The organism is Paenibacillus bouchesdurhonensis, assembly GCF_900155685.1.
Taxonomy (GTDB): Bacteria; Bacillota; Bacilli; order Paenibacillales; family Paenibacillaceae; genus Fontibacillus; species Fontibacillus bouchesdurhonensis.
In genome coordinates, this window is sequence record NZ_LT732548.1 from 564,288 (window position 1) to 576,694 (window position 12,407).

Here is a 12,407-nt window from a genome sequence, read left to right on the forward strand (position 1 = left end):
TGGTGTAAGCATAGTGTACGGCATCTTAGTGATGGGTGTTTTGGTGTATGGAGCTTGGTTTAGACTGCTTAGTATAGAACTGCTCAGTATACGCAGCTTATATAGATGATTCATGATCTTTCGGCCCGCAAACCCGGCAGGAAAATAGTAAGCTTTAGAGGTGCCGCTACAATTCCATTCCCACACTGCTAATACATGAGTGACGACGCTCTACTTTTTGGTGGCACGTAAAAGTAGAGGGGAGAGGTGGAAGTAGGAGGTAGAAAACGGGTTTAGAGATAGCGTGTAGAAACAGTAATAGTAACGGTAACAGTAATAGAAATAGAAACAGAAACAGAAACGGTAACAACAGCAGCAGCAACAACAGCAACAAACAGCAACAACAGCAACAACAGCAACAACAGTAACAACAGTAACAACAACAACAATAACAACAATAACAGTAATAGTAACAGTAACAGTAAGAGAAATAGAAAGTACAAATAGATTCATTAAATTAAAGGCAAAAAGTGGAATATGGACTAGGATTAGAAAGTGGGAAGCCAGGTCTGGTCAGGGCTGTTCAAATGCGGGAAGTTATGATATAATAAACAGTCGTTTGCTCTTAATGTGCTGAACGTTGAGGGACGGCTATTTTCAGGAAACTTCCATGTAAAGAGAGGTGGCTTCCCTTGTTAGATCGACTTCAATCCCTGGCTGATCGCTATGAGAAATTGAGCGAATTGCTCTGCGATCCGGATGTGGCGAGTGACACGAAGAAATTAAGGGATTATTCCAAGGAACAATCGGATTTACAGCCTGCTTATGAGGCTTATACCGAATATAAGAAAGTTATCGAAGAGCTAGAAGCGGCAAAAGCGATGCAAGCCGAGAAGCTGGACGATGAAATGCGCGAAATGGTTAAGATGGAAATCGAGGAGCTGTCTGCGCGCCAGCAAGAGCTGGAAGAGACGATCCGCATCCTGCTGCTGCCCAAGGATCCTAACGATGACAAGAACGTTATCGTGGAAATTCGCGGTGCCGCAGGCGGCGACGAGGCGGCTTTGTTTGCTGCTGACCTGTATCGCATGTATACGCGCTTTGCGGATAACCATGGCTGGAAAGTGGATGTCATGGACGTCAACGAGAGCGATCTCGGCGGCTTCAAGGAGATTATTTTCATGATTAATGGCCGCGGCGCATACAGCAAAATGAAATACGAAAGCGGTGCGCATCGCGTACAGCGTATTCCTGCAACGGAGTCGGGCGGTCGTATCCATACTTCCACTTCAACGGTTGCAGTGATGCCGGAAGCCGAGGAAGTCGACGTTGAGATTCTCGATAAAGACATCCGCGTCGATACGTTCTGTTCGAGCGGTGCCGGAGGGCAGTCCGTCAACACGACGAAATCGGCGGTGCGGGTGACGCATCTTCCGACGGGAATCGTGGCAACATGCCAGGACGGAAAATCGCAGAACTCCAATAAGGAGAAGGCGCTGCAGGTACTGCGCGCTCGTATTTCCGACGCAATGCGTCAAGAGGAAGAGGCGAAGTACGCCGGTGAGCGGAAGAGCAAGGTAGGAACGGGCGACCGCAGTGAGCGGATTCGGACGTACAACTTTCCGCAAAGCCGGGTGACGGATCACCGGATTGGCTTGACAATCCATAAGCTCGATCAAGTAATGAATGGGGATATCGAGGAGTTCGTGTCCGCGCTGACTATAGCCGAGCAGGCCGAATTGATGGAAAAAGGAGAATAACGCTTTGAACAGAGACGGCGTAAGCTTTACCCTATCTGACAAGCATAATATTTCGGAAGCCCGCAGAGAGGCTTCTTCTTTTTTAGCGGCGGCGGGCGTGCAGGAGCCGGACTCGAATGCCGAGCTATTGATTCGGCATGTGCTGGGTCTGGAGGGCGCCGCTTATTTAGCGGCGCTGCGTGATCCTTTCCCGCGCGACAAGAAGGAGGCGTGGGAGGAAGTGATCCGCCGCAAAGCGGCGGGCGAGCCAGCGCAGTACATTATCGGGGAACAGGAGTTTTACGGCTTGACCTTGCAGGTCACGCCGGCTGTGCTGATTCCCCGGCCGGAAACGGAGCTGCTCGTGGAGGCGATCGTGCAGCTTGCCGATCGCCTCACAGTCGGCGCGCCGTACGCCGCCGACATCGGCACCGGCAGCGGCGCGATTGCCGCTGCCCTAAAGCATCTGCGCCCGGGGTGGCGCGTGGCGGCGAGCGATATCTCGCCGGACGCGCTGGCGGTGGCGCAGGGCAATGTCCGGCGGCTCGGCCTGGACGTAGCGTTCAAGCAGGGCAACCTGCTTGAACCGTTTGCGGGCGAGCCGCTGGACATTGTGGTGTCCAATCCGCCGTATATTCCGGCGGATGTGATCGCGGGCCTTCAGTCGGAGGTGCGCGACTATGAGCCGCGCACCGCGCTCGACGGAGGCCCGGACGGCTTGGCGCCATACCGCGAGATGATGGCGCAGCTATCGCTGCTTCCGCAGCCGCCCCGCTTGATCGGCTTTGAGCTCGGGATGGGGCAGGCAGCTGATGTAGCCGACCTGCTGCGTGCAGCGGGACATTGGCAGGAAATTGTCACAATCCCGGATTTGGCGGGGATTGATCGGCATGTGTTAGGTATCGCGGCTTTTTTAAGATAAATAGGGTAACGTGGAGAGAGTAAGTTCCTCGGACGGAATAACGGGTGTGAAGCCTGTTGAAACCGGACGAGGATTTTTTTGTTCGAAAATGATTTACTATAAATCCGGAAATTTAGAAAATTATTTTCCTGAAAGCATTTACAGGCATCGTTTTTTTTGTTAGCCTAGGATTAGGAAGTGAATAATTCTTATCTGGGGAGAGGAGTTTGGAAATGGAAAATACACAACAATTTGATGTGGTTGTCGTGGGCGGCGGCATTTCAGGCGCCATGGCGGCGATAGCTGCTTCCAGTACAGGCGCGAGGACATTGATCATTGAATCGCATGGCTTCTTGGGAGGAACGCTTACCGCAAACGGGGTAGGGCCGATGATGACGTTTCATGCGGGCGAGAAGCTGGCGATTCAAGGGTTTACGAATCAGCTCATTGAGCGCCTTCAGAAGCTGGGTAAATCGCCAGGCCATATTCTTGATACGGTAGGCTTTACGTATTCCGTTACACCATTTGATGCAGAGGCGATGAAGCATGAGCTGGAATTGATGGTAGTCGAAAACGGCGGCGAAATTCTTTATCATACGATGCTGGCTGGGGTGAAGACGGAAGACGGAAAAATTACCGGCATTACAGTATGCAATAAATCAGGACTCAGCGAAATTCGTGCCCGTATATTCATCGATGCTACGGGGGACGGCGATTTATCCGCCGGAGCAGGAGCCGAGTACACGGTCGGCCGGGAATCGGATGGAGCTACACAGCCGATGACGCTAAAAATGAAGATGTACAACGTGGATATTCCGCGAGTGAAGCAATATATCCACGAGCATCCCGAGGATTTCCCGCTGTATAACGGCGACACCTCGATCATCGAGAAATCACCGCGTTTGTCGGTAGGCGGCTTCGATAGCCTGTTCAAGGAGGCGAAGGCGAAGGGAGAAATCTCGATTCCGCGGGAGAATATTTTATTCTTTGAGACGAACAATCCAGGCGAGGTGATAATGAATACGACCCGGATTCTAGGCCATGACGCGACGGATGCGTACAGCTTAAGCAAGGCGGAGATGGAAGGCCGCAAGCAGTGTCGGGAACTGGAGTTATTTTTACATAAATATGTTCCCGGCTTCGAGAATGCTGTCGTAGAATCGACGGGGCCTTCCATAGGCGTGAGGGGCTCGAGACAGATCAAAGGAGTTTATACGCTGACGACGGAGGATCTTCTGGAGCAGCGGAAATTTGAGGACACGATCGCCCATTCGGGATACCCGATCGATATCCATAGTCCGGACGGAGAGGGAACGAAGCATCAGAAGCTGGAATGGGGCGGCATGTACAGCATACCGTATTCCTGCATGATTACGGAGTCGGTCGAGAACCTCATTGTCATTGGCCGGTGTATTTCGGCAACATTTGAAGCTCAATCCGCGATGAGAACAACACCTACCACGGGAGCGATTGGCCATGCTGGAGGCGTAGCTGCAGCGATGGCGGCTAAGCAGGGGATACCGGTTCAGGATGTAGACATCAAGAAAGTGCAGAAAGTGCTGAAAGAGCAAGGAGCCTATCTGGAGGTTTAAAAAAGTGCAAATTGAAGTAAAGATGCATCTAATTCGAGAGGGGAAATTACAGTGACATCTTTGATGTGGTTTCAAGCTATTGGAATTCTAGTCGTCTTCCTAGTATTCGTAGGGCTAATGATGACAAGGAAGCTTCCGACGATTCTAGCTTTACCGGCCATGGCGATTCTGTTCGCGGTAATTGCCGGGGTTCCATGGATATCGAATGATCCGGAAGCAACCTCAATCGCTAAGACCATTTTATCCGCTGGCTCGATGCGACTGTCGGGGGCCATCGCGGGTCTGGTGTTTGGTGCCTGGTTCGGGCAAATTCTCAATAAGGTGGGCATTACGAAATCGATTATCCGGAAAGCTGCAGAGCTTGCCGGGGATAAGCCAGTCATGATTGCCATTCTGTTCTTTGTTACTGCTTCTATTATTTTCTCGGCAGCGGGTGGCCTGGGCATGGTTATTCTGGTCGGTACCATTGTTATTCCGATTATGCTGACCGCCGGAATATCCCAGTTCGTCGCCTCCATCGTCGTTATTTCAGCCGTTGGAGTAGGCGCCTTGTTCAACGTGTCGAACTGGGCTGTATATGTAGACGTGCTTGGTCTTTCTGTTCAGACGATTGCGGATTACACGCTCGTTGCCGCACTGCCATTAATTATCGTCTCTTTGGCCATGATTGTTTTCTATATCAAAAAAGACGGCAAAGGCCGCAAAGCGTGGGCGATGCCGACCGCTAGCGGAGGGGAGGGCAAGAAGGTTCCCGCCTTTGCCCTGATTAGCCCGCTCGTTCCGGTTATCCTTGTCTTTGCGTTCAAGATTGATATCGTACCGGCTGTTATTATCGGAGCACTTGTAACGATTCTGTTGACCTTGCCGAAACGACCTATTCATGTGCTTTCCAGTGCCCTTGTAGAAGGTATTCAAGATGTGGCGGGAGCTATGGCCCTGATGATCGGTATCGGTATTTTGCTGAATTCCGTTATGGCTCCGCAGGTGGCATCGCTCATTTCGCCGCTGATTGAGAGCGTGCTTCCAAGCAGTCCGTTGATGTATATTATTTTCTTCACCCTGTTATCGCCTCTAGCGATTTATCGCGGGCCTCTGAATGTGTGGGGACTCGGCAGCGGGATTGCCGCCCTGTTCGTCACTGCGGGAATGACCCCGGTGGCGGCTATGCTGGCTCTGCGTGTCGTAAGTAACGTTCAGGCGGTATCGGATCCGACGAACTCGCACAACGTATGGGTTGCTGATTTTACGAAGAGCGATATTAACGAAATATTGAAAAAGACGCTGCCTTGGATGATGGTTGCTGTACTCATTTCCATGATTTTCGGGTCATTCATGGTCTTCTAATTGTAGAGATTAGCCCGGGCGGGGAGCCTTGCCTCCGCCCGTCATTCCAGGAGGAGAATATGGAGAGAAGAAAGGTTAGAGTTGGGATCGATGTCGGGGGTACGTTTACCGATGCTGCTGTTATAGACAATGAAACGTTTGAAGTTATTGAGAAAATGAAAATTCCGACCACTCACCACGACGAGGATGGCGTGGCGAAGGGGATCGTTCAAATTTTGAATCAGATTTTGGAAAGCCGGGGTATTTTGCCGGAGGATGTGGCCTTCATCGCCCATGGAACGACCCAGGCGACGAATGCGCTGCTGGAGGGTGATGTAGCCAGGGTAGGCATTATCGGCATGGGCTCGGGACTCGACGGGATCAGCGCTCGCTCAGAATCGAATCCGGGTGATATCGAGCTCGCACCAGGCAAATTTTTAAAGACTTATCATACGTATCTGGATTCCAAGGATTTGAAGGAGGAACAGATTGCTGCGGCGATCGATGAGCTCTCCAAGCAAGGGGCAGAGGTTATTGTCGCTTCCGAGGCATATAGCGTGGATGACCCGACGAATGAGCTCCGTGTCGTCGAAATCGCGAACAGGAAAGGGATTTATGCTACCGGTGGTCATGAAATATCCCAGCTATACGGACTAAAGACTCGTACCAGAACCGCTGTCGTCAACGCCTCCCTCATTCCGAAAATGATGGAGACCGCCAACATGACCGAGAAATCCGTCAAGAATGCGAGCATCCAATCCCAGCTGATGATTATGCGCTGCGATGGCGGTGTGATGAGCATTGATGAGGTGCGGAAACGGCCGATTCTTACGATGCTTTCCGGCCTTGCGGCAGGCGTTGCCGGAGCCTTGATGTATGAGAAAATTTCGGACGGGATTTTCTTTGAGGTCGGCGGGACAAGCGTGGATATTTCCGTGATCAAAAACGGGAAGGTCATGATCAAGAATGCCCAGGTTGGCGGGCATCGAACGTATTTGCAATCGCTGGATGTGCGTACCCTGGGAATCGCCGGGGGCAGCATGATCAAAGTGGTAGATGGCAAAATTACCGATGTCGGGCCGCGAAGCGCCCATATTGCCGGCAAAGAATATGAGTCGTTTGCGCCTAGTGATCAGATCGTGAACCCTAAAGTAAAATTCCTTAGTCCCAGGGAGGGAGATCCGCAGGAATATATCATTTGTGAATGCGAAAATGGGCAGGAATATTCTTATACCCTGGCAGGAGCGGCAAATATTCTCGGATACATTCCCGAGGGGGACTATGCCCAGGGGAATACGGAAGCGGCTATCAAGGCTTGGGAAGCGCTCGCCTCTCATGTCGGCTTAACGGTCGAGGAAGCGGCAAGACAGGTGATGAATATCGCGATCGACAAGACGATGAAGACGGTCAATGAAATGATCGAGGATTATGAATTGGATCGCTCCTTTACAACCCTGGTCGGCGGGGGCGGGAGCGGGACGGTTCTCATTCCGGCCATGGCGGAGCGGGAGAACATGAAATGCAAAATCGCAAGCAATGCTCCGTATATATCGACAATCGGCGTAGCTTTGGCCATGGTGAAGGAGCAGCTTGAGAGAACCATCGTCAATCCGACGGAGGATGATATTAAACGGATTCGTGCCGATATTGTGGAGCGGATCGTGAAGTCTGGAGCCAATGAAGATACCGTTGAGGTTACGATTGAAATTGACAGCCAGAAAAATATCCTACGTGCAGTTGCGACGGGCTCGACGGAGCTCCGCTCCAAGGATTTAGGGCAGGATGCCATGGCTGAAGCGGACATGCGCGTCATTGCGGCCAAATCGGTAGACCAGCCGCTGGAATCCACGAAGCTGGCTGCACAAACCGGAAGATGGAGCCTTTTCAGCAGCGAGAGCGTGAAGAAATCATTTTTCGGCTTGCTGAAGAAGAGATCGACCTATGCGAGCGTGCTGGATCGTGAGGGTGTCGTACGCTTCAAAAAAGGGAATGTCCATTTTACGAAAATCGCCAAATCCCAGTTTGGAGGGGAACTCAGTCATTTCCTAGACGAAAATACGATCTATTCCGATGCCAATGCGACACTGCCTAAAGTATTTGTTTTCTATAAGGAGAAGATGCTGGATTTAACGGGGATGCAGACGAAGGAGCAGCTGATGTCGATTTTGGAGATCGAGACCGAGATGCTGGCAGCGGGAGATGAACTCATCGTCGTCGCATATCAATAGGAGGCTTATGCTTGTCGTGTGCTAACCGCCGCGTCCAATAGAAAGCTTATCGTAGAATCGCGTATCATATAGGAAGGGGATGGAGCCATGCTGCAGGAAGCGATAGACGCTCTTTCTGATGAGGTGCTGGCTTGTGCGGAGCTAGCGCAGGATCCTTTGTTTCATAAAATCCCTAAGGATAGAATTCCGTACTATGTCAGGGCTTCACTGGACAGGGGAAAGCAAATGGCCGGGAACTACACTGGCGGTTCAATAAAAGCGTTGTGCCAGCGTGAAGGGTTGAGGTATGAAATTTCGGGCAAGTCCGGCAAATTCCATCATGTATCCTTTCGGGCCCAGATTGACTTTGCAAAGAATCCCCCGGAAATCATCGTATATTCCTCTTCCTTATCAGAAATGCAGCAGGCTCTGGAGACTATCCTGGGGCATGAGGAGAGCCCGGATATGGATCGGCTCATCGATATCCATTTGGCGCATGAATTCTATCATTACCTCGAATATAAGGCGGGGCGGTTCACCAATGAATTGCTGGAGCCGATAGAAGTTCTGAGACTGGGCTTCTATACAAAACGATCCAGTGTCGTAAAATGCAGCGAAATTGCGGCGCATGCCTTCTGCAAGGAATTGATCGGGCTTCCCTACCTGCCGAATTTGCTGGACTATGCATACCTGATTAAGACCCAGGCGATGCCGCTGGAACAATTTCAGCAAAGTATGGAAGAATGGCAGGGTTGGTTATAATTTACTTTCGGTACTCTTAATACCTTACTCGGTATGATATAATGAAGGATGCTAGCGGGGATACCGGATAGCATTATCCATCGTTAGATCAGGAGGAGGTAGCATGTCTTCACAAGTTCCTGCAGTCATTGCAAAGATCGTATCGCAAACGCAAAAGCTGACATTTGGAGAGAATCAGATTGCTAATTTTGTCATCCATAATCCGGAGTTCATTACTCGCAATACGATCACGGCTATTGCTAATGAGATCGGCGTGTCGGAGACAAGTATTAACCGTTTCTGTAAAAAGGTAGGCTTTAAAGGCTTCAATGATTTCAAAATAGCCTTTGCCCAGGACTCTTTTTACCGGGAAATGCAGGCGAAGAAGAAAGAGCGGCGTGAGATCAATCCGATTGACGCGCTCGCGCTTGATTATAATGAGCTGATTGTAAATACTTCGGCGCTTATTACGGAGGAGCAGCTCAAACGCGTGGTGGATGTTCTGAAGAACGCACGCAGGATCTTTATATTCGGGCTGTTCGACTCTTATTTGGCGGCTATTGCGCTAAAGAATCGCTTGTCTATTATCGGCATCATGTCCGAGGCGATCAGTGATAGCAGAGCGATGCGGATAGCAGCCTCCCAGTGCACCTCCCAAGATGTAGTCATTGCTTTCTCGCGCTCGGGGTCGACAAATGAGATCGTCGATGCGGTGTCGATGGCTCAGGTGAATCAGGTGAAGACGATCGCAATAACCTGCTATGATTCTTCACCGATTACGGAAAATGCGGATGTCGATATTATTGTCCCGGATAAAATATCCGTGAATAACAGTGCTTTAATGTCAAACCATATCACGTTCTTGTTCGTCGTGGATTTGATTATGAGTGTCTTCATTTCCTCCGACAAGTCCTACTTGAAAAAGAAGCTGGATAGTGAAGCGGTATTGGCTCAAGGTCAATCCATTACCAATTATTTCCTATAGTCCAAGAGAGGGCACTTTGTAGACGCAAGGGAGGTCTGCAAAGCGCCCTTTCTTGGCGTTCCCGGATAGACTTTGCCCAGACTTTTACTTACAATGATGAAGGAGTGATTTTTATTAAGTTCATCATTTGGGGCAGGAGGACAGCAAATGCTTAACAAGCTTAAGAAAATTGACTTTACGATCGTGTTTATTTTGCTAATCCTCATGGGTATCAGTATTGCAGTTCTTTACAGCGCAACATCCGATACAAAATATAGCGGTTATCACCTTCAAATGCTGAAATATTACATTTTGGGCTTTATCGTATTTTTTCTCGTCTCCTTGCTGGACTTCCGCCTGTTAATAAAACATGCGATATATATTTATTTGTTCGGGCTGAGTTTGCTTGTCGTGGTTATGTTCATCGGGAATACGTATCATAATGCGACAGGCTGGATGACCTTGCCGGGAGGGGTCAGCTTCCAGCCCGCGGAGTTCTTTAAATTAATTCTCGTCATCTTTCTCGGATTTCTGCTTGTTCGCAAGCGAAAAACAGGGCTGCTGTTTTGGCGGGACATTGTCCCGATCTGCCTATTGACCTTCATTCCGTTTGTTGCGGTGATGGCTCAGAACGACTTGGGGAACGCGCTTAGCTATCTTGTGATCCTGGCGGGAATGCTCTGGATTGGGAATATCAAATATACGCATGCGTTGATCGCCCTGGCTATTTTTGCAGGTTCGCTCATCGGAGGGATCAGCGCGTACAAAATATATTATGAGCAGGTATATGGTTTTTTCGAAAGCATCGGAAGAGAGCACTGGATTGAGCGGATCGATCCTTGGCTTATGCCTGAAATGGCGACGGATAAGGCAATTTATCATACGAGGAACGCCAAGCTGGCCATCGCTACAGGCGGGATGACGGGAGAAGGGTTCATGCAGGGCGCCAATGTGCAGGCCGACCTGGTGCCCCTGACGTATTCGGATTCGATCTTCGTCGTCATTGCCGAGGAATTCGGCTTTATTGGCTGCTCGGTTCTGCTGCTGCTGTATTTTGTGCTCATTCACAGGCTTATTCTAATTTCACTGGATTGCCGCGATCGCTCCGGGCCTCTTCTTATCGTCGGGATCGTGGCGATGCTGCTGTATCAGATTTTTGAGAATATTGGGATGTTTATTGGCCTCATGCCGTTGACGGGGATTACTCTTCCATTTATCAGTTATGGAGGCACGTCCCTGATGATCAACATGGCGAGCATCGGGGTGGCGATGAGTATTCTTATTCACGGCAAAGAGGCGGAGGAAGATCAGCCTTTAACGACCTCGCGCTATGCTTCGGTTAGGTCGCAATAGACCAGCGAATCGGGTGGGTAGAATTAATTGAACCCGAGATGGGCGTTGACGGGCAGCGGGAATAGACAATCATCGATTGACAGCAGGGGAACTCTAGCATGGGCAGTCTGTCGTTGTCAGTCCCTGTTGCTAGATTAGCGCTAGTTTGACTTGAGCGGTTTGATTTTTAAAGAGGCGAATTGATAGGTTTACGTTTCTCTTAAACGGACATACTGATAGACATCAGTAGTTTTGTAGAGGGGGAAGCGGCAATGAAGCAGCAATTCCGCGGTATTGCACTTATCATTTGCAGTTTAATGATCTTATTGATGTCATGGGAAGGGCAGAAAAGCGATGCGGCTGCTATCAGCGGCTCTATTCCGGGGGAATCGATTCGGCTGCGAATATTGGCCAATTCGGATCGACCCGGTGATCAAGCGATCAAACGGCAGGTTCGCGACGCCATCGTTGAGCAGATGAACGGATGGGTTCAGCGGCTTGAGAATCCGCTGAGCTTGGCGGAAGCTCGGCAGATTATAGAGAGCAATCTTGCATTAGTAGAAGATACGGTGAAGCGCACGCTTGAGAAAAGCGGAAAAAGCTATACGTACAAAGTGGAGCTAGGGGTTGTGCCTTTTCCGACGAAAATGTACGGAGGTGCGGTTTATCCGGCTGGCGATTACGAAGCGCTGCGCGTAACTTTGGGAAAAGGCGAGGGCAAAAATTGGTGGTGCGTGCTGTTTCCGCCGCTTTGCTTCGTCGATGCCGGCAGCGGTGAAGCTCTGGCAAAGAACAGGAGCCAGGCTGATCTTAAAAGTGCAGCTGCCGTTACGGCAGATGGTGGCAAGAATGCTGCTGGCAGCGCGGACGCTGCTCATGCGGAAGGGGCTGGCGCGGGGGCAGGCATAGGCGCAGGCGCCAATGATGGGGCCGTTCAGGTGCAGGTACAGGCGCAGCAGGAGGAAGCCGAGGTTCGCTTCTTTTTATGGGATATGCTGTCCGGCTTGTGGGATTGGATTATAGGCTTGTTTAAATAACCATAAATAACTATTTGCATGAATTACATGAAAGTCGAAGGCTTGTCATGCCGTCAAATAACCGGGGAGGTTGGGTTATGTTGGCAGGACAAGCTTTTTGCGCTGCATAGGTTGGGTTATAATAGGAGAGGCATGCAGGATGAATTCTGGAATTACGATGATATGCAACTATAGATGAAAGTTAGAGTGGATGCGAATGAACGACTATGATCAGGGTGGAAAATCGATGAAGGACAGTGCGGATGCAAGTAAAACTCGCTGGTGGGACGTTGAGCATCCGGACAGTGGGGAGGCGATCGCGGAGGCGGCAGCGGTGCTGGCGTCTGGGGGAACGGTCGCTTTTCCGACCGAGACGGTGTATGGCCTCGGTGCGGATGCTCGGAGCACGACAGCGGTGGAGGCTATTTTTGCCGCCAAAGGGCGGCCTTCCGACAATCCGCTGATCGTGCATATTGCCGACATGAAGCAGCTGGACGGTCTCGTCACTGAGGTGAACGAGACCGCGCGCGCGCTCATGGAGGCTTATTGGCCGGGGCCGCTGACGCTGGTGCTGCCAGCGGCCCCTGGCGCCGTCTCGCCGCGTGTGACGGCG

General features: G+C 50.7%; 10 protein-coding genes. All 10 read left to right on the forward strand.

Annotated elements, in window-relative coordinates; all coding sequences use genetic code 11:
• Positions 1-671: 671 nt before the first annotated feature.
• Entirely contained in the window at positions 672-1,739 is a 1,068-nt protein-coding gene (prfA, locus tag CZ379_RS06885; RefSeq protein ID WP_110930984.1) for a peptide chain release factor 1, read from the forward strand.
• Between the two features lie 4 nt (positions 1,740-1,743).
• Complete coding sequence (gene prmC / locus CZ379_RS06890) at positions 1,744-2,640, forward strand: peptide chain release factor N(5)-glutamine methyltransferase (RefSeq protein ID WP_110930985.1); 897 nt, start codon at positions 1,744-1,746, stop codon at positions 2,638-2,640.
• Between the two features lie 212 nt (positions 2,641-2,852).
• On the forward strand, positions 2,853-4,211 hold the full coding sequence (locus CZ379_RS06895; protein ID WP_110930986.1) for an FAD-dependent oxidoreductase: 1,359 nt from the start codon (positions 2,853-2,855) through the stop codon (positions 4,209-4,211).
• A gap of 51 nt (positions 4,212-4,262) precedes the next feature.
• Positions 4,263-5,555 (forward strand): transporter permease, encoded by a 1,293-nt coding sequence (locus CZ379_RS06900; protein ID WP_234404846.1) that lies wholly within the window; start codon positions 4,263-4,265, stop codon positions 5,553-5,555.
• Positions 5,556-5,614: 59 nt separating this feature from the next.
• The gene (locus tag CZ379_RS06905; protein WP_110930987.1) at positions 5,615-7,762 is read left to right on the forward strand and encodes a hydantoinase/oxoprolinase family protein; all 2,148 of its coding nucleotides are present in this window, start codon (positions 5,615-5,617) and stop codon (positions 7,760-7,762) included.
• An 87-nt stretch (positions 7,763-7,849) separates the two neighbouring features.
• A complete protein-coding gene (locus CZ379_RS06910) occupies positions 7,850-8,503 on the forward strand; it encodes a hypothetical protein (protein ID WP_110930988.1) in 654 nt (217 codons plus the stop codon).
• A 103-nt stretch (positions 8,504-8,606) separates the two neighbouring features.
• Entirely contained in the window at positions 8,607-9,467 is an 861-nt protein-coding gene (locus CZ379_RS06915) for a MurR/RpiR family transcriptional regulator (protein ID WP_110930989.1), read from the forward strand.
• A 147-nt stretch (positions 9,468-9,614) separates the two neighbouring features.
• Positions 9,615-10,799, forward strand: coding sequence for an FtsW/RodA/SpoVE family cell cycle protein (locus CZ379_RS06920; protein WP_110930990.1), 1,185 nt, complete (start codon positions 9,615-9,617; stop codon positions 10,797-10,799).
• A gap of 251 nt (positions 10,800-11,050) precedes the next feature.
• The gene (gene spoIIR / locus CZ379_RS06925; RefSeq protein WP_110930991.1) at positions 11,051-11,815 is read left to right on the forward strand and encodes a stage II sporulation protein R; all 765 of its coding nucleotides are present in this window, start codon (positions 11,051-11,053) and stop codon (positions 11,813-11,815) included.
• A 196-nt stretch (positions 11,816-12,011) separates the two neighbouring features.
• On the forward strand, positions 12,012-12,407 hold a 396-nt coding region (locus tag CZ379_RS06930; protein WP_234404847.1), incomplete at its 3' end, for an L-threonylcarbamoyladenylate synthase.

Excerpts from the sequence above, each read along its gene's own strand:
- CZ379_RS06905 (WP_110930987.1), top strand. The coding sequence starts at position 5,615 with ATGGAGAGAAGAAAGGTTAGAGTTGGGATCGATGTCGGGGGTACGTTT.
- CZ379_RS06895 (WP_110930986.1), top strand. The coding sequence starts at position 2,853 with ATGGAAAATACACAACAATTTGATGTGGTTGTCGTGGGCGGCGGCATT.
- CZ379_RS06915 (WP_110930989.1), top strand. The coding sequence starts at position 8,607 with ATGTCTTCACAAGTTCCTGCAGTCATTGCAAAGATCGTATCGCAAACG.
- CZ379_RS06910 (WP_110930988.1), top strand. The coding sequence starts at position 7,850 with ATGCTGCAGGAAGCGATAGACGCTCTTTCTGATGAGGTGCTGGCTTGT.
- CZ379_RS06920 (WP_110930990.1), top strand. The coding sequence starts at position 9,615 with ATGCTTAACAAGCTTAAGAAAATTGACTTTACGATCGTGTTTATTTTG.
- spoIIR (WP_110930991.1), top strand. The coding sequence starts at position 11,051 with ATGAAGCAGCAATTCCGCGGTATTGCACTTATCATTTGCAGTTTAATG.